Origin of the sequence: Microbacterium sp. TNHR37B, assembly GCF_001620065.1 — a bacterium.
GTDB lineage: Bacteria > Actinomycetota > Actinomycetes > Actinomycetales > Microbacteriaceae > Microbacterium.
On the sequence record NZ_LQGV01000001.1, the window covers coordinates 1,052,968 to 1,071,385 of the forward strand.

The window sequence follows — 18,418 nt, forward strand, 5'->3', positions numbered from 1 at the left end:
CGCCCCGGCCGTCATCGATCTCGATGCTCGGGGCGGGCGGTACGCGCGTGCCGCTGAGACTCATCGGCATCGCGCGCCGCGTGCCCCCACGCGGCCCGTCTCCCCGCGCTGAGGGCCTTGAGAGCGTAGAGGATGGTGGCCAAGTCGACCACTTCCTGCAGGAGAGCCCCGACGAGGGCGGGGATGATCCCGGACGTCGCGACGAGCATGAGTCCGATGCTCAGCACGATCCCGATCCAGATCGCCGTGAGCGCCACGCGGAGCGTGCGTTTACCCACGGACATCGCCGTCACGATCGCGTCGAGAGAATCGACGAGCACGACGACGTCAGCGGCCTCACCGGCCGCGGTCGCGCCGCGCGCTCCCATCGCGACACCCACATCCGCTGCCGCGAGCACCGGGGCGTCGTTGACGCCATCCCCGACCATCATCACAGGCCTCGGCCGCAGTTCCGCCGCGAGCCGAGCCTTTTCGCTCGGCAACAGCTCCGCGTGGACCTCGCTGATCCCGACCAGCTGCGCCACCGCCGAGGCCGTGGACAGGGTGTCACCGGTGAGCATCACGACGCGTTCGACACCGTGCCGCAGCATCCACTCCACGACACGCCGCGACTCTGCGCGCGGTTCGTCAGCGACGATGAGCGTTCCACCGAAACGTCTGTCCACCGCGACGTACACGACCCCTTCCGCCGCGGACGGGTCGACGCGAGCGAGGTCTGGCACGAGCGACTCGATGTACGCAGGCTTGCCGACCGCGACGCGGTGATCCCCGAACGTCCCCGCCACGCCGTTCGTGGCGACTTCGGTGGCGTCGGAGGCGGAGACGAGTCGGATACCGCGCTGCTCCGCATCGCGGCGGATCGTTTCCGCGAACGCATGAGAGGAGTATTGCTCCGCCGAAGCGGCGAGGCGAAGGAGCTCATCGGGGTCGAGGCCAGAGGTGGGGCGGACCGAAACCAGCCGCGGGCGACCCTCGGTTAGTGTCCCTGTCTTGTCGAAAGCGACAGCCCGCACCCGTGCGAGCTGCTCGATGACGGCACCACTCTTCAGGATCACGCCCGACTTCGCAGCGCGTGAGAGCCCGCCAAGAAACGCCACGGGCGCCGCGATCAGCAGAGGGCAAGGGGTGGCGAGTACGAGCACCTCTGCGAAACGAGACGGCGCACCGGACACCGCCCAGGCTGCAACCGCCAAGACGAGGGCCCCCGCCGTGAACGGAACGGCGAACCGGTCAGCCAGCCGCACCACCGGTGCTCGGCTCTCCTGCGCGTCTCGCACGAGGGCGACGATCTGCTGGTACTGACTGTCCGCACTCCTGCGCGACGCTCGGATCACCGCCGCCCGCGTTCCATTGATCGCACCAGAGAGGACTTCCTCCCCCTCGTCGCGCGTGACCGGCAAGCTCTCCCCGGTCAAGGAAGATTCGTCGAACGATGCGTCCGAGCCGACGAGGGTTCCGTCGACCGGAACGATCTCGGAAGGGCGCACGAGTAGCAGATCCCCCACCTTGACGTCATCGACGGCGCAGTCATCGACACGATCTTCGCCCCCCGCGCTCGTCTTCAGGAGATGCGCGATGCGCGGCGCACGCTTCATCAAGGCGGTGAGGTCGCCTCGTGCGCGCCGACTCGCGAATTCCTCGAGTGCGCGTCCGCCGGACAGCATGAGTACGACAATCAGTGACGCGATGTACTCACCGACGGCGAGCGTCGCGGCCATAGCCACGACCGCCAGAACATCAAGGCCGATGCGACCCCGGAGCGCGTCGTGCACCATGCCGATGATGGTCCAGACCATATACACACCGACGAACACCGTCGCGGCGACCCGACCCGCGCTGGGCATCCCGCCGACGTGAAGGAGGAGGACGCCGACAAGCACAGCCGTCGACACGGCGATTGCACCATAGCTTCTGAGCGCGCCCAGCATTCTCACGGTCCGCCCCGCTTCGCTCGACTCCCCCGGCGGACAGCTGCCCCCCGCTCGATACGTCGCCAGAAGATCCCCTTGGCGATCTCGTTTGCGAGCAGATACACCAGCACCACGACCCCCACCGCAGTGAGGAGCTCACCGGGAAGAGCGACCAGGGAGAGCGCGGGGGCGGCCGGCGAGTACGGCAACCACAGGGTCACGACAACCACCAGGAGACTCGTGAGGACCAGCCCGCCTGCAGGGCGGCTCGTGTGGACGGGGAGACGCGTCCGCAGCACCAGCAACACCCCGACCTCGGTCAGGATCGAGCCCACGAACCACGCTGTGCGGAACTCGGGCGCGTCTGCATGGAACGCAGTCCGTAGCAGGGCGAAGGTCGCGAGATCGAAGACACTCGACAGCGTCCCGAACACGATCATGAAGGTGCGGATGAGCCGCACGTCCCACTTCTCCGGGTGGGCCACGCGCTCATCGTCGACCGCATCGGTGGCGATTGTCATTGCGGGAGCATCGGAGAGCAGGTTGACGGCAAGGATCTGACTTGCGAGGAGTGGAAGGAAGGGTAGGACGGGTGCCGCGACGGCCATGCTGAGCATGTTGCCGAAGTTGGCGCTTGTGGTGACGAAGATGTACTTCATCGTGTTCTGGAACGTCCGCCGCCCCTGCGTGACGCCCTCGAGGGTGACTTCGAGGTTCTTGTCGAGCAACACGATCGACGCAGACTGCTTCGCCACGGGGACGGCGGTGTCAACCGTGAGTCCCACGTCCGAAGCGCGCAGCGGCGGCGCGTCATTGATGCCGTCTCCCAAGTAGCCCGTGACGTGGCCTGCACGCCGATACGCCCGGATTACCCTTTCCTTCTGCACGGGATTCATCTCACAGAAGACGGATACGCCCTCGACGGCCACGGCGAGCGCCTCCTCGCCGTGCCGGTCAACGTCGACGCCCGTGTAGACGAGGCTCGTCTCCAGACCAATCTGCTCAGCGACATGACGGGCAACGAGCCGGTTGTCTCCGGTGACCATGCGGATGCTCACCCCGATCGCATGGAGCTGTGCCACGACATCTGCCGCGTCCACCTTCACGGGGTCGGAGAAGACGAGCATCCCCACGAAGGTCATCTCGGATTCGTCCGCTTCTTCGAAGTCTCCGGGCTCTCGTGAAGTCCACCGTTTGACGGCCAGGCCGAGCACGCGATCCCCCGCACTGCTGCGCTCGACGAAGCGCTGCTCGAGCTGGGAACGAATCTCCGAGAGTGGCACCGTCTCCCGCTCGTGTGCCGCGTGACTACATACGTCGAGAACCGAGGTGAAAGCACCCTTCGTGATCAGCGTGATGGCCGACTCATCGTCGCGTCGCACCGCGACGCTCTGACGCTTGCGATGAAAGTCGTACGGAACCTCACCACACCCCGTGATGCCCGTGGGGTCGAGCGGACAAGCATCGAGGACCGCCGTGTCGATCGCGTTGAGCCATCCCGTGTGAAGGCCCGCGTTGAGGCTGGCCAGCCGACTCACCTCGGCTTGCTCGTTGCCCGCCGCGTCCAGCGACTCCAACAGGCGCACCTCTCCCTCGGTGAGAGTGCCGGTCTTGTCGCAGCAGAGCACCGACATGGACCCGATATCCTCGATCGCGTCGAGCCTGCGGACGATGACACGCTTGCGCGCCATAGCGCGCGCGCCCTTCGAAAGGCCGATGGCGACAATCGCCGGCAGTAGTTGCGGCGTGAGCCCCACTGCCAGCGCGAGAGAGAAGAGCGCAGCCTCGACCGCGTGGCGCTGAAGCAGCATGTTGACGGCGAAGACTACGACGACGAGGACGAGCATGACCCGTGTGAGCATGAGCCCGAAGCCGGTCAGCCCCTTCTCGAAGCCTGTCGGCGTGCTCGTGGACACCAAAGCCGCGGCGATGTGGGCCAGCTCGGTTGCGGGGCCGGTGCGCACCGCGAGGAGCGTTGCGGTACCCGAGGCGACGTGCGTGCCGAGCCGCACGCGCGCGACATCACACGTGTCCCCGCCGGAAGGCACGGCGGGACGCCTCGCGACGGGAAACGTCTCTCCGGTGAATGTCGACTCATCGATGGTCAGCATGTTCGACTGCAGGACGATGCCATCCGCAGGAATGACATCTCCGGCGCTCACTTCCAGGAGATCGCCCGGGACAACAGCGCTGAGCGGCACAGCCACCCGCTCGCCGTCACGCCGCGCGGTGCAGGCAACCTCGACGGTAGCCAGGAGTGCCGCCATCGTCCTCCCCGCGTTCCATTCCTGAACAAAACCGAGAACGCCTGCCACCAGCAGTATGGCGAGGATGATCACCGCGTCTGTCAGGTCCCCGAGGATGCCGGCGAGAACGGTCGCCGCGACCAGGATCACCTCGATAGGGCTCGCGAACTGGCGAAGCAGGAGTCGCGTGCGCGACAGGTGACTCTCACGGTCGACGGTGTTGGGACCAGTCTCGGCGAGCATGCGCGCGGCCTCGACCGATGACCATCCGGTCACGGGAGCACCGATCGCGGCGCGGGCCGCGTCAGGCGACGCTGGCCATCCGCCGCCGACGTCGTCGGCGGTCCCAGCCCTCACCCTGCACCTCCTCGCGCGCGGCAACGCAGGCGCGCCGCGCTCACGTGGCTACTGCGTCACTAGATCTGCGGTGTGATAGGTGAAGACGAGACGGGCCGCGACATGGCCGGCCAGCACGGCCTGCACGCAGTCGTTCACCTGCTCGAGCTCTCGGGGTTCGGCGACGACACGGGTACGGCCTGCGGCGTGCAAGTCGAAGACTTCCACAAGATCCTGACGTGTACCGACGATCGAGCCGATGATGCTGATGCCTTTCAGCACCGTGTCGAAGATCGGGATCTTCAGAGTGCCGTCGACGGGGAGGGAGACCAAGACGAGCCGGCCACCACGGTTCAGCGAGTCGAACGCTTCTCGGAACACGCTCGGCGCCACTGCCAGAACGACAGCGATATCGGTTCCGCCGAGATCTCGGATCGCCGCCACGGGGTCCGTTTCGGCGGCATTCACGACCCAATCGGCTCCGAGATCCCGCGCCAGTGCGAGTTTCTCCTCGGTGACGTCGACCCCGATCACTTTCGCCCCCACCAGTCGCGCGTACTGCACGGCGAGGTGCCCCAGCCCGCCGATGCCGAAGATCGTGACCGTCTCCCCGGGAATGACCCGTGCGTTCTTGATCGCCGCATATGTCGTCACGCCCGCGCACGTCAGCGGCGCCGCATCCAGGGACGTGATCGAGTCCGGGACGCGCACAGCGAATCGAGCGTCGGCGAGCATGTACTCCGCGTACCCGCCGGGAACGCCGTATCCGTTGTTGTACTGCTTCTCGCAGAGATTCTCCCGGCCACTGATGCAGTACCGACATTCACCGCACGCGTGACCGAGCCAGGGCATGGCGACCCGTTGCCCCACCCATCGACCGGTGACGCCGGAGCCGACGGCTTCGATGACTCCCACACCCTCATGACCGGGGACCAAGGGGAGGACGGGTGTGATGGGCCAGTCGCCCCGCATCGCGTGGATGTCTGTATGGCAGAGCCCACAGGTGTCGAGCCGCACGAGCACCTGCCCGGGACCCGGCACGGGGATGTCGCGCTCCTCGATGATCGCCGGATCTCCGAACTTCGAAACGACGGCAGCCTTCATGGTTTCCTCCCGTGGGTGAACACCAGAAGTCTCACTCTCGGAATGGCCACGCTTCGGGCCCAAGGTCCCGCGGTCACTGCGCTGCATCTGTGATCCGTCCCCACCCCGAGGATGACCCGGTCCACCTGCCCGGAGGCACGCGTGGGTCTGCGTGCCTCCGGGCAGGTGTCGGACTACCGGACGGGCGGTGGCCGAGAGACGGGTCATTCACCACCGCACCGGCACCCGACGACGGGGGCAAGGCGCTTGAGGGGCGGTACTCACGGGCGTAGCCTTTCGCTGTCGATTTCGCAGACGCGGAAGTGCCGAATGAGCCATTCATCTGAGTCCTCCGAGCACCCACGTTCGGAGTTCGCGAAGAGTATGAGCGACCTGATCGTGGATGCTCAGCACGTGCTGACCGCTGAGAGCCGACTACGCGCGCTCCTTACCGCATACCGCGCCGTCGCGGAGGGACTAGAACTCGACCACGTGCTCGAGCGCATCGTGGGAGCAGCGGTCTCCCTCGTCCACGCCGACTACGGGGCCCTCGGTGTGCTGGGGCTCGATGGGCGGCTCGAGCGATTCGTTCACACGGGGATGGACGCCTCTCAGGTCGAAGCGATCGGACATCTCCCCGAGGGGCGCGGAGTATTGAGCGCCGTTCTCCAAGACGGCCAGACCCTCCGGCTGCCGCACCTCGGCGACGAACCTCGGTCCGTGGGCTTTCCGGCTCACCACCCTCCGATGGACGCGTTCCTCGGCGTCCCCGTCCGCACGCGCGATCATGTGTTCGGCAACCTCTACCTCACGAACGCCTCCGGGACGCCGTTCACGCAGGAAGACGCCGAGATGATCGAATCGCTTGCCGCGACAGCCGGGATCGCTATCGACAATGCGAGGCTCTTCGACACCGCCCGACGGCAGGAGCGGCTGGCATCCGCGCTTTCTCAGGTCAACGCCGCCCTTCTTGCCCCAGCGGACGAAGACGTGCTCACGATCGTGGCGGCGCATGTCGGATCGGTCGTAGACGCGGACCTCATCACGATCGTGGTGCCGGACGGTGACCCTGGCCCGATGCACGTCATGGCCGCTCATGGGTACTTGGCGGAGTCCGTCGACGGCACATTCTTCGATGCCGACGGTTCTCTCTCCGCGCAAGCGATGAGGACGAACAGCGTCGTCGCCGCCCCGGAGGAGCGCGCCTACCTGAGCGGGGCCCTTCTGCTCGGTCCCACAGCAGCGGTCCCGCTGACGGCCGGTGGTAAGCCGCTCGGCGCACTGTGCGTTGCTCGCATTCCCGGGCGGGAGGCATTCCGTCAGATCGATCTGGACACGGTCACGGAGTTCGCGGCGCACGCGAGCATCGCGATCACCCTGGCATGGGCGCGGAGAGACAGGCAGCGACTCGAAGTCAGCGAGGATCGCGCGCGGATCGCCCGAGATCTTCACGACCACGTCATCCAACGTCTCTTCGGCGCGGGGCTGAACCTGCAAGCACTCGCCGCCGCGGACCCCGTCCACGAAGCCCGTCTCGAGGCGCAGGTCGCGGAGCTCGATGCAGCCATCGGCGAGATCAGAACCGCCATCTTCACGCTCCGGACCCGGCCAGAGGCCCGCACGGCCAGCGCGCGCCACCGCGTGCTCGATGTGGCCGCTGAAATGACGACGGCCCTCACCACTGCCCCCAGACTGACGTTCCGAGGTCCCGTAGACCTGGCCATCCAAGGAGACCTCGTCGACGATGTGGTCGCGGTGGTACGAGAAGCACTGGCGAACGTCGCCCGTCACGCGTTCGCGCGCACCAGCACGGTGATCATTGCCGCAGAGGAGGACTCGGTCTCCGTCACCATCGAAGATGATGGACGAGGCATGCCGGTCACAGTCGATCACGTCGGGGGCACACAGAACCTGCGCGACCGCGCTCGGCAACGGCACGGGTCGTTCTCGATGGCGACTCGACCGCATGGTGGGACACGAGCCCATTGGCAGGTTCCCCTCGACGCCTTCGAACGATCGTCTCCCGGGTAGTTCGCCGTCGGTCGCGGGACCTTTGACCCACCGCTGTCGCCCGCCGCCGAGAGACGCTCAAGGAGCAGCGCAGGTTGGCTGCACTGCGACGAGAGAGGTCGGTCATGGTCGGGGTCATCCCATTGCGGGACGTATCGCTCGCAGGCATCGCACAAGTCGGAGGAAAGAACGCGTCGCTGGGAGAGATGATCGGCTCGCTCGCTCGGTTAGGCGTGCGCGTCCCCGACGGATACGCGACGACGGCGAGCGCATTCAGGGATTTCCTCCGCGGGGACGGCCTCGCCCTCCGCATCGATCGCGCATTGTCGGAGCTAGACGTGTCCGATCTTCACGCGCTCACCGACACATCCGCTCGTATACGGCAATGGATCATCGAGCAGCCGTTCCCCCCGGATTTCGAACGAGAGCTGCGCACGGCCCACGAGTCAGTCGTCGGCGACGCGGGGGGCTCGCCTGACCTGTCGTGGGCCGTGCGCTCATCGGCAACCGCTGAGGACCTGCCGGACGCATCGTTCGCGGGACAGCAGGAGACATATCTTCACATCCGCGGAGTAGAGTCCGTGCTCGACGCCGTTCGTCATGTCTTTGCCTCGCTGTACACAGATCGCGCGATCGTCTATCGCACGGAGCGCGGGTATGACGCGACCGCGATCGCAATCTCCGCAGGCGTGCAGAGAATGGTGCGATCCGACATCGGCGTCTCCGGCGTGATGTTCACCGTCGACACCGAGTCCGGGTTCAGCGATGCGATTCTGATCACGAGCACCTATGGTTTGGGCGAGACCGTCGTGCAAGGCACCGTGAACCCGGACGAGTTCTGCCTCTACAAGCCGTCGCTGCGCGCACATCGTCCCGCGATCACCAAACGCCAATGTGGCGACAAGGCGATCGCGATGCGCTTCGCCGCCGACACGCGGGTAGGCGCCAGCACGCTGGTCGAACCCGTTGACCCCGCGGCGCGTAAGCGCTTCAGCATCAGCGACGCGCACCTCGAGGAGCTTGGCCGGACCGCGCTGATCATTGAGGAGCACTACGGCCGGCCTATGGACATCGAGTGGGCCTTGGACGGCACCGATGAGTTGCTCTACATCGTGCAAGCACGTCCCGAGACCACGGTTGCGAAGCGTGACCGTGCCACGGTGACGCGTTTCACGCTCACCGAGCACAGCGATGTGCTCGCTCGAGGGCATGCCGTCGGGTCGAAGATCGGAGCAGGCCACGTCCGTGTACTGCACGACCTGACCGAAATGCATGCCTTCGAGAAGGGAGACGTGCTGATTGCGGAGCGAACAGATCCAGACTGGGAACCGATCATGAGGCTCGCGTCCGCCATCGTCACCGATCACGGCGGGCGCACCTGTCACGCCGCGATCGTCGCTCGCGAGCTCGGACTGCCGGCTGTTGTCGGAACCGGCAACGCCACGGCTGCGATCGCCGACGGCGCGGCGGTCACCGTGTCCTGCGCGGACGGTGACGAAGGCGTGATCTACGCGGGCCTGCTGCGCTACGACAAGACCGTCACGACGATCACCGACCTTCCCGCCCTGCCGGTGGACATCATGCTGAACGTGGCGGTGCCGGATCAGGCTTTCGAGCTGTCGGGGATACCGAACAGCGGAGTGGGCCTTGCACGGATGGAGTTCATCGTGGGGTCGATGATCGGAATCCACCCACGAGCCCTGCTCGATGCGGACACGCTGGTCCCCGAGCTGCGTGCGCAGATCGCTGACCTGACCGCGGCCTACGAGTCGCCCCGCGAGTTCTTCGTCCGCCGCGTCGCCGAGGGGATCTCCACGATCGCCGCAGCGTTCGCCCCCCGCCCGGTGATCGTCCGGCTCAGCGACTTCAAGACCAACGAATACGTCGGGCTGCTCGGTGGTGGCCTTTACGAGCCGACCGAGGAGAACCCGATGCTGGGGTGGCGGGGCGCATCCCGGTACGCCTCACCCGCGTTCCAGGACTGTTTCGGGATGGAATGCCAAGCACTCGCTTTCGTTCGCGACGACATGGGACTCACCAATGTGCAGGTCATGGTGCCCTTTGTCCGCACCCCCCGCGAAGGTGCGGAGGCTCTGGCCGCCATGCAACGCCACGGGCTTCGCCGCGACAGCGGACTCAAAGTGATGATGATGTGCGAGATCCCTTCGAACGCCCTTCGCGCAGACGCCTTCCTCGACCTGTTCGACGGGTTCTCCATCGGGTCGAACGATCTCACACAGCTGACGCTCGGCGTCGACCGCGACTCTGAACTCGTCGCACGTTCCTTCGATGAGCGGGACCCGGCAGTGCTCATGCTCCTTGAGCGAGCGATCGGCGCCTGCAACCGCAGAGGGAAGTACGTGGGGATCTGCGGCCAAGGGCCCTCAGACCATCCTGACTTCGCGCGATGGCTCATGGAGATGGGTATCACGTCGATCTCGCTGAACCCCGACGCCGTGATCGCCACGTGGAGAGCACTGTCGGCAGGGCTCGCCTCAGCGGCCGTCGACGACTGAGCCGGGCTGTCGGGCGGCGTTCACGAACGCGTCGAGAAGCGTGCGCGCTCGGCGCGACGCCCGCGGAGGACTACCACGCGACGGTCTCCATGTGCTCGGGGACTCGTGCCGGCCAATGCAGCTCTCGCTTGATACGCGCACGTAGCGTGTCCGCAGCTCGCGGCTCACCATGAGTGACAAAGACAGCGCGCGGCTGCCCTGCGGGCCGCATCCAGTTGATGAGCTGATCCGCATCGGCGTGGGCGGACATCGATTCGATGTGATGCACGTGCGCGCGTATCTGGATGTCCGTCCCGTAGATACGCAGAGTGCGGTCGCCAGCCAGCAGCGCGGCTCCGCGAGTTCCCCCCGCTTGGTAGCCCGTGATGACGATCGCGTTGTTCGGATCGGGGCCATACGCGCTCAGATGGTGGAGGATGCGTCCGCCCGTGAGCATGCCGCTCGCCGAGATGATGACCATGGGACCGCCTCGAAGGTTGAGTAACTTCGAATCGTCGACCGACGAGATCAGCGTAGGCAGGCGGTACATCCGATCTAGCTCGAGGGCGTCGAGGCGGTGTTCTTCTTCATGCCGCCGGTACGCTTCGATCGCGCTCACTGCCATGGGGCTGTTGACGTAGATCGGGATGCCGGGGATCTCACCTCTGTCGTGGAGTCGAGACAGATGCAGAAGGACGGTCTCGGTGCGCCCGACGGCGAACGCAGGGATCAGGACCACGCCATTGCGTTTGGCCGTTCGACGGATGATGTCGCCGAGCATGATCCCTGGATCGCTCTGCTCATGATGGCGGTCGCCGTACGTGCTCTCGGTGACGAGCATGTCCGCGTCCTCCAGTGGCGCGGGTGGTTGCATGAGCGGATCATCCACCCGCCCGAGGTCTCCGGTGAAGCGGAGTCGCGTCTCCCCGACGTCGAGCGCGATCCCCGCCGCGCCGAGAATGTGGCCCGCCGTCCGGAGTGTCATCTGCACCCCGCCGGCAACGGGGCGGCGCTCATCGAAAGGAAGAGCGCGGAAATGACTGAGCGCACGTTCGGCATCGTGCTGTGTGTAGAGCGGCGTCGGCCTCTCGTGAGCCGACCAACCGTGCTTCTTGGCGTGACGCGCCTCCTCTTCGAGCAGGTGAGCGCTGTCGGGCAGGAGAAGGCGGCTCAGCTCGACGGTACCCTCAGTGGCGTAGATGGGACCATCGAAGCCGTCGCGGACCAGGGCCGGGAGATAGCCGGTGTGATCCAGGTGAGCGTGGGAGACGATGACAGCATCGATGCTCTCCGGCGCAACGGGGAATGGCATCCGGTTTCGTTCTCGAAGGACTTTGAAGCCCTGGAACAGACCACAGTCGACGAGGATTCTTGCGTCGGGGGTCTGCATTAGGTAGCGGGAGCCCGTCACGCTGTCTGCAGCACCGAGGAAGCGAAGCGATGCTCCGTCTCCTCCTCGGCTCTGCACGCGTGACTCCGGCAGCGGACCCTGAGTGCCCACGATCACACCCGCGTGCCAAGACGAGCGGCGAGGCTTGCCCCCCAGGCACGTGCGTCATCGGCTTCGTTCGGCAGGAGCTGACTGGATTTGTCTACGAGGAAGCTGTGCGGTTCGTCTATCGCACGTGAGCCCAGCTTGGTCAAACGACGGTCGATCGCGACGGCCGCGGACCCGGTGAAGATGCGCGGCATGTCCGCGCGCGTGTCGAATGCAGCGTGGCGAATGATCCAGGTCGGTTGCGATTTCAGCCATTCGCGTATGCCTCCGCCGCTTGCCGGCTCAAGGTGGAGGTGCTGGCGATCGTGAAGAGCCCAGCGAGCCGCCTCGGTTCGCGACTCAGGGCGACTGAGCCCGTGAGCATGAGTGGGAGCGCCGACGATCACTATGTCGTCGTCCACACCGGTCTCGCCGAGATCCCCGATAGCGACCACCCGCGCCGCGACGGCGTCTCCCATCCCGGTGGCGATCGCTTCGGCGATCTGCCGGGTGGCGCCGAACATCGATTCGTAGACGACGAGGACGCGCTGACTCGATGTGTACCCATTCATGATCACTCCTCCGCCGTCGCCTTGCAGGTCACTCCTGTCACAGTGCCTCATCGCCATAAGACACCCGCCTTCGGGACAGGCGGAGGCCGAAAGTCCCGTCGAGCGCATGGGACCTTCGACCCCCGCCACCGCATCCCTCCCGCATACGTTCAGGGGAAAGATCTGGGGATTCGCGAAGGGCGGCACATGGTGGAGCGCATTCTTCTCGGCTATGACGGGACACCCGCAGCCGTCTCTGCGTTGCACTGGGTCGCGGCGCGCGCCGCACGCGAGGTTGCGGCGGTCGACGTCGTCACCGTGCTCTCCCGGTTCACACGCGAGCGCAAGCTCGCACTCGAGCAGCTCAATGACGCAGAGATGTATTTGCGCGAGAACGCGCCCGGGGTCGGTGTCGAGTTGCACCGTCTGGAAGGCGGAGTGATCGAATCGCTGTCGGGCATGCCCGACTCCGATCTTGTCGTCGTCGGGGTCAACACCGGACACGTGGTACACGCGATCGCGGCGGGTGCTCTGCCCCTGCGGATCATCACCACCTCGCGGTCGCCGGTCGTCCTCGTCCCCTCCGGTGGAGTAGACACAACCGCGCCCGTGACGGTGGGCTTCTCGCCCGATGGCTCTTCGAGCCGCGCCATCGCTTTCGCCGCAGACGAAGCCGACGCTGCGGGCCTTCCTCTCCGTCTTGTGTATGCGTCGCAGGTGGCGTTGCCGACCAGTCCTGGACGTGTGGCGCTGCGGGTCAACGCCGAGGAGGAGGTGGCCACCCACCACAACGCACTCCACATCGCGAGCGCTACTGTCGTCGGGACCCACCCGCACGTTGAGGTCAGCGGCGAGGTTGTGCAGGACGAACCTGCTGCAGCATTGCTGCGATACGCGCTGCGTTCATCGCTCGTCGTGATAGGTACGCACAGGCAGCGCATGGTGGACGGCCTCGTCGGCGGCTCCGTCGCACATCGCCTGCTCTGGCGGATCACGTGCCCCCTCGCAGTGGTGGGGGCGATCCCACCTGCGGACAGCGATGACCGATGAAACCAATGACCCGCATCACGTTGCTGGGCGCCACGCTATCGCGGTGGTCACCGCCCCTGCGGATGAGGGGCGACCTGTTCCCCGAGAGCCGCCCGGACAGGGTCGAGTTAGGCGTCGACCCGGCCGCGGTCGGGCGTTGATCCGTTGCCGTCAGTCTCGCGGATGCTCGATCTGGAAGATGACCGCCTGGGTCCGCCGCTCCAAGCCGAGCTTGCTGAGGAGAGACGAGACGTAGTTCTTGACCGTCTTCTCGGCGATCCCGAGGCACTCGCCGATCTGCCGGTTGGTCAGCCCATCCGCGATGAGGCGAAGAATCTGACGCTCGCGAAGACCCAGGGCGCCCATCCGCGGGTCGTTGTCGTCCGCGCGCTGCCGGAGACTCTCGGTCGCTCGATGCACGACCGACGGACTCATTGCGGACCTGCCCTGAGCAACAGCTCGCACAGCAGACACAAGACGGGTCCCATCGACGTTCTTCAGGGCGTATCCGGCGGCGCCAGCAAGCACTGAGGCATTCACGGCCTCGTCGTCGTCGTAGGCCGTGAGCATCATGCAGGCGACTTCCGGAGCCCGCGAACGTATATCTCGGCACAGATCGATACCACTACCATCGGGCAGTCTCACGTCGATCACAGCGACGTGAGGTGCGGTGGCCTCGATCCGTCTGAGGGCGTGATGGATCGTGGCGGCCTCGCCGACGACCTCCATGTCGCGCTGCGCGTCCAGGAGGTCCGACAGCCCTCGACGCACAATCTCGTGATCGTCGACCAGGAAGACCTTGATCATCTCGGTCCTTTTCGATCGGTGTAAGTGGGCCCTGCGCTCAGCGTAGGAGGACACCGACCGCAGGGCCAGGTAGTGCCCAGGGCTACGTGGTGCCCACGGGACCTTCGGTCTATCGGTACGACCGCGAGAGTGCTGCGATGGAGGGACATGAGAGGACGCCACCATGACTACTCAATCGCCGAGCACCCACCTCGAAACCGCTGAATGCTGGACACTCCTCGAACGCCGAAGCGTGGGGCGGCTCGCAATGACAGATGCGGAAGGCGCTCCCGACATCTTCCCTGTCAACTTCGTGACGTTCGAGGGCGCCGTCTTCATTCGCACCGCGGCAGACATCAAGGACGTGCAGCTGACGACTCGCCCCAGCGTGGCATTCGAGGTTGATGGGCACGATGACGCGGGTTGGTGGAGCGTCGTGATCCGCGGCACAGCCGCACAAGCGACGGATCCGGTCGAACTCGAGCGAAGCGGGGTGCGCCGGCTCTCTACTGCCAGTCCCCGGCGTAAGCCGCACGTCTTGAAGATCACCGCGGCCGCGGTGACCGGACGTCGCTTCGCCAACCACGACGACCAGCCCACCCGCCCGACTCAGACCCGTCATGGTGCCACGCCCGCAGATCCACACCTCATGAAGAGCGCGACACGCCCCACCCCGATCCCGTCACTGCCACCCTTGACCGATCATCCGTGACTCATCAGGTGAGGACCGCACCGCCCGCCGGTCGCCGCGTGAGCGCGAACACGCTCTGCGTCTCCCCGCCGTGTGACGCGAGACGACATCTCGCGACAACTCGATCAGCACCGCCGAAGCTTCGTGCCGCCGGTGAGCCTCAGCGTCACTCCAACTGCACAGGAAGCTCCTAGAAGTCCCAGTCCTCGTCTTCGGTGGCGACGGCCTTGCCGATGACGTACGACGAGCCGGACCCGCTGAAGAAGTCGTGGTTCTCGTCGGCGTTCGGCGAGAGCGCCGACAGGATCGCCGGGTTCACGTTGGTGACCGTCGACGGGAACATCGCCTCGTAGCCGAGGTTCATGAGGGCCTTGTTCGCGTTGTAGTGGAGGAACTTCTTGACCTCCTCGGTCAGCCCCACCCCGTCGTACAGGTCCTGCGTGTACTGCACCTCGTTGTCGTAGAGCTCGTAGAGGAGCGAGAACGTGTAGTCCTTGATCTCGTCTCGCTCGGCTTGGCTGAGCTTCTCGAGACCCTTCTGGAACTTGTAACCGATGTAGTAGCCGTGCACGGCCTCGTCGCGGATGATGAGGCGGATGATGTCGGCCGTGTTGGTCAGCTTCGCCTTGCTCGACCAGTACAGCGGCAGGTAGAAGCCTGAGTAGAAGAGGAACGACTCCAGGAGCGTCGAAGCCACCTTGCGCTTGAGGGGCTCGTCGCCACGGTAGTAGTCCATGACGATCTGCGCCTTGCGCTGCAGGTTGGGGTTCTCGACCGACCAGCGGAACGCGTCGTCGATCTCCGGCGTCGAGCACAGCGTCGAGAAGATCGACGAGTAGCTCTTGGCGTGCACCGACTCCATGAACGCGATGTTCGTGTAGACGGCCTCTTCGTGCGGAGTGATCGCGTCGGGGATGAGCGACACCGCGCCCACGGTCCCCTGGATCGTGTCGAGGAGCGTGAGCCCCGTGAACACCCGCATCGTGAGGGTCTGCTCCTCGGGCGTCAGCGTGTTCCACGACTGGATGTCATTGGACAGCGGCACCTTCTCGGGCAGCCAGAAGTTGTTCACGAGGCGGTTCCACACCTCGAGATCCTTGTCGTCCTGGATGCGGTTCCAGTTGATCGCCTGCACGTGGTCGACGAGCTTGAGCGGTTCGGGGGTCATGATCGTTGTCCTAGTTTTCCGGTCGTGGAGCGAGCGAAGCGAGACGCGGGGCTCAGAGCATGCAGGAGACGCACTCGGACATGTCCGTGCCCTCCAGCGCCAGCTGCCGCAGACGGATGTAGTAGATCGTCTTGATGCCCTTGCGCCACGCGTAGATCTGCGCGCGGTTGATGTCGCGAGTGGTGGCGGTGTCCTTGAAGAACAGCGTCAGCGACAGCCCCTGATCGACGTGCTGCGTGGCGGCGGCGTACGTGTCGATGACCTTCTCGTAGCCGATCTCGTAGGCGTCTTCGTAGTACTCCAGGTTGTCGTTCGTCATGAACGGCGCCGGGTAGTAGACGCGGCCGATCTTGCCTTCCTTGCGGATCTCGATCTTCGACGCGATCGGGTGGATCGAGCTCGTCGAGTTGTTGATGTACGAGATCGAACCGGTCGGCGGCACGGCCTGCAGGTTCTGGTTGTAGATGCCGTGCTCCTGGATGGAGGCCTTGAGGGCACGCCAATCGTCCTGCGTGGGGATGTGGATGCCAGCGAACAGCTCCTTGACCTTCTCGGTCTGGGGAGCCCACTCCTGCTCGATGTACTTGTCGAAGAACTCCCCCGACGCGTAGGTCGAGTCGGCGAACCCGTCGAAGGTCGTCTTCCGCTCGATCGCGATGTTGTTCGAGGCGCGCAGCGCGTGGAACAGCACCGTGTAGAAGTAGATGTTCGTGAAGTCGAGACCCTCTTCGGACCCGTAGCGCACGTGCTCGCGGGCGAGGTAGCCGTGCAGGTTCATCTGTCCGAGGCCGATCGCGTGCGAACGGTCGTTGCCGTCCTCGATCGAGCGCACCGAGCGGATGTGGCTCTGGTCGCTGACGGCGGTGAGAGCCCGGATGCTGGTCTCGACCGTGCCCGCGAGGTCCTTGCCGTCCATCGCCAGCGCGATGTTCATGGACCCCAGGTTGCAGGAGATGTCCTTGCCGATCTGGGCGTAGGAGAGGTCTTCGTTGTAGGTCGTCGGGGTGTTGACCTGCAGGATCTCCGAGCACAGGTTGGACATGTTGATGCGCCCCTTGATGGGGTTGGCGCGGTTCACCGTGTCCTCGAACATGATGTACGGGTAGCCCGACTCGAACTGGATCTCAGCGATCGTCTGGAAGAAGTCGCGCGCCTTGATCTTGGTCTTCTTGATGCGGGAGTCGTCGACCATCTCGCGGTACTTCTCGGTGACCGAGATGTCGCCGAACGGCACGCCGTAGACCTTCTCGACGTCGTACGGCGAGAAGAGGTACATGTCCTCGTCGTTCTTGGCGAGCTCGAAGGTGATGTCGGGCACCACGACACCGAGCGACAGCGTCTTGATGCGGATCTTCTCGTCGGCGTTCTCGCGCTTGGTGTCGAGGAACTTCATGATGTCCGGGTGGTGCGCGTTCAGGTACACCGCGCCGGCGCCCTGGCGAGCACCGAGCTGGTTGGCGTAGCTGAAGCTGTCCTCGAGGAGCTTCATGACGGGGATGATGCCGCTGGACTGGTTCTCGATCTGCTTGATCGGCGCCCCGGACTCGCGGATGTTGGAGAGCAGCAGCGCCACGCCGCCGCCGCGCTTGGAGAGCTGGAGAGCGGAGTTGATGCCGCGGGCGATCGACTCCATGTTGTCCTCGATGCGCAGCAGGAAGCACGAGACGAGCTCACCGCGCTGGGCCTTGCCGGTGTTGAGGAACGTCGGGGTGGCCGGCTGGAAGCGGCCCGAGATGATCTCGTCCACGAGCTTCTCGGCGAGCTTCTCGTCGCCGTCGGCGAGGCCGAGGGCCGTCATGACGACACGGTCCTCGAAGCGCTCCAGGTAGCGCTTGCCGTCGAACGTCTTCAGCGTGTAACTCGTGTAGTACTTGAAGGCTCCGAGGAACGTCTCGAAGCGGAACTTGGCCGCATAGGCGCGGTCGTTGAGGCGCTGGATGAAGTCGAACGAGTACTTCTCGAGCACAGCCCCCTCGTAGTACTCCTTCTCGACGAGGTAGTCGAGGCGCTCCTTAAGGGAGTGGAAGAACACGGTGTTCTGGTTCACGTGCTGCAGGAAGTACTCCCGCGCGGCACGCTTGTCGGCGTCGAACTGGATCTTGCCGTCGGCGCCGTAGAGGTTCAGCATCGCGTTGAGCGCGTGGTAGTCCAGCCCTTCGAACCGCTCGTCGGTCTTGAAGGTCGTCTCGGTCACTGCAGCTTCCACCATCGTTCCAATCCGTCGGTCACCCGATCGACGTCGTCCTGCGTGCCGAACAGTTCCAGCTTGTACAGGTGCGGCACGCGGCACTTGCGGCTGATGATGTCTCCGGCGCGACAGAAGTCGTCGCCGAAGTTGGTGTTGCCTGCGGAGATCACTCCTCGGAGCAGGTTCCTGTTGGCCTCGTCGTTGAGGAAACGGATCACCTGTTTGGGAACGGCGCCCTTCTCCACGCCCCTCCCCTGTCCCCCGCCGTAGGTGGGGGTGACCAGCACGAACGGCTGGTCGACCACGAGGGCCGGGTCGGACGGGTAGAGGGGAATGCGGAGCGCCGGCATCCCGAGCTTCTCGATGAAACGCGCCGTGTTGCCCGACACACTCGAGAAGTAGACGAGCAGCGGCGCGTGGGTTGCTGTCAGCATCTCAGCGCCGCCCC

Annotated in this window: 13 protein-coding genes and 1 pseudogene; 4 read left to right on the top strand and 10 right to left on the bottom strand. The window is 65.3% G+C overall.

Annotation, left to right across the window (positions count from 1 at the left end):
• Positions 1–11: 11 nt before the first annotated feature.
• From AVP41_RS05110 to AVP41_RS05120, 3 genes are read right to left on the bottom strand one after another with little or no spacing between them, the layout of a single operon-like run.
• The gene (locus AVP41_RS05110; RefSeq protein WP_442922773.1) at positions 12–1,934 is read right to left on the bottom strand and encodes a heavy metal translocating P-type ATPase; all 1,923 of its coding nucleotides are present in this window, start codon (positions 1,932–1,934) and stop codon (positions 12–14) included.
• Positions 1,931–4,513, bottom strand: coding sequence for a magnesium-translocating P-type ATPase (mgtA, locus tag AVP41_RS05115; RefSeq protein WP_067161634.1), 2,583 nt, complete (start codon positions 4,511–4,513; stop codon positions 1,931–1,933). The genes AVP41_RS05110 and mgtA overlap by 4 nt, the downstream gene beginning before the upstream one ends.
• Before the next feature lie 48 nt (positions 4,514–4,561).
• The gene (locus AVP41_RS05120; RefSeq protein WP_067161637.1) at positions 4,562–5,596 is read right to left on the bottom strand and encodes a zinc-dependent alcohol dehydrogenase; all 1,035 of its coding nucleotides are present in this window, start codon (positions 5,594–5,596) and stop codon (positions 4,562–4,564) included.
• Positions 5,597–5,959: 363 nt separating this feature from the next.
• Here AVP41_RS05120 and AVP41_RS05125 point away from each other — a divergent pair, with 363 nt between their 5' ends.
• Positions 5,960–7,606 carry a sensor histidine kinase gene (locus tag AVP41_RS05125; protein WP_067161641.1) on the top strand — a complete coding sequence of 549 codons (1,647 nt, stop codon included), beginning with the start codon at positions 5,960–5,962 and terminating at the stop codon, positions 7,604–7,606.
• 104 nt (positions 7,607–7,710) lie between these two features.
• Positions 7,711–10,101, top strand: a complete 2,391-nt coding sequence (ppsA, locus tag AVP41_RS05130) for a phosphoenolpyruvate synthase (protein ID WP_067161644.1) — start codon at positions 7,711–7,713, stop codon at positions 10,099–10,101.
• A 70-nt stretch (positions 10,102–10,171) separates the two neighbouring features.
• Here ppsA and AVP41_RS17045 read toward each other — a convergent pair whose 3' ends face one another.
• The 3 genes and pseudogenes from AVP41_RS17045 to AVP41_RS05140 form a co-directional block, all read right to left on the bottom strand.
• Positions 10,172–10,921 (bottom strand): MBL fold metallo-hydrolase, encoded by a 750-nt coding sequence (locus AVP41_RS17045; RefSeq protein WP_331709383.1) that lies wholly within the window; start codon positions 10,919–10,921, stop codon positions 10,172–10,174.
• A gap of 24 nt (positions 10,922–10,945) precedes the next feature.
• Positions 10,946–11,470 (bottom strand): annotated as a pseudogene (locus tag AVP41_RS17050) (MBL fold metallo-hydrolase); the annotation flags it as partial.
• A gap of 113 nt (positions 11,471–11,583) precedes the next feature.
• On the bottom strand, positions 11,584–12,129 hold the full coding sequence (locus tag AVP41_RS05140) for a flavodoxin family protein (protein ID WP_067161653.1): 546 nt from the start codon (positions 12,127–12,129) through the stop codon (positions 11,584–11,586).
• Positions 12,130–12,315: 186 nt separating this feature from the next.
• On the opposite strand from AVP41_RS05140, the gene AVP41_RS05145 reads away from it, so the two are divergent.
• The gene (locus tag AVP41_RS05145) at positions 12,316–13,158 is read left to right on the top strand and encodes a universal stress protein (RefSeq protein ID WP_067161657.1); all 843 of its coding nucleotides are present in this window, start codon (positions 12,316–12,318) and stop codon (positions 13,156–13,158) included.
• 150 nt (positions 13,159–13,308) lie between these two features.
• On the opposite strand, the gene AVP41_RS05150 is transcribed toward AVP41_RS05145, so the two are convergent.
• Positions 13,309–13,944, bottom strand: a complete 636-nt coding sequence (locus tag AVP41_RS05150; protein WP_067161661.1) for a response regulator — start codon at positions 13,942–13,944, stop codon at positions 13,309–13,311.
• A gap of 163 nt (positions 13,945–14,107) precedes the next feature.
• Between AVP41_RS05150 and AVP41_RS05155 the strand changes: the two genes are divergently transcribed.
• Positions 14,108–14,635, top strand: coding sequence for a pyridoxamine 5'-phosphate oxidase family protein (locus AVP41_RS05155; RefSeq protein ID WP_082829022.1), 528 nt, complete (start codon positions 14,108–14,110; stop codon positions 14,633–14,635).
• Between the two features lie 169 nt (positions 14,636–14,804).
• On the opposite strand, the gene nrdF is transcribed toward AVP41_RS05155, so the two are convergent.
• Genes nrdF through nrdI form a run of 3 tightly spaced genes read right to left on the bottom strand, consistent with a single transcriptional unit; the run spans position 14,805 to position 18,404 of the window.
• Entirely contained in the window at positions 14,805–15,782 is a 978-nt protein-coding gene (gene nrdF, locus AVP41_RS05160; RefSeq protein WP_067161667.1) for a class 1b ribonucleoside-diphosphate reductase subunit beta, read from the bottom strand.
• Between the two features lie 52 nt (positions 15,783–15,834).
• Positions 15,835–17,991: a class 1b ribonucleoside-diphosphate reductase subunit alpha gene (gene nrdE, locus AVP41_RS05165; RefSeq protein WP_067161670.1), complete on the bottom strand. Its 2,157-nt coding sequence runs from the start codon at positions 17,989–17,991 to the stop codon at positions 15,835–15,837.
• Positions 17,973–18,404: a class Ib ribonucleoside-diphosphate reductase assembly flavoprotein NrdI gene (nrdI, locus tag AVP41_RS05170; RefSeq protein WP_067161673.1), complete on the bottom strand. Its 432-nt coding sequence runs from the start codon at positions 18,402–18,404 to the stop codon at positions 17,973–17,975. The genes nrdE and nrdI overlap by 19 nt, the downstream gene beginning before the upstream one ends.
• Between the last annotated feature and the right edge of the window lie 14 nt (positions 18,405–18,418).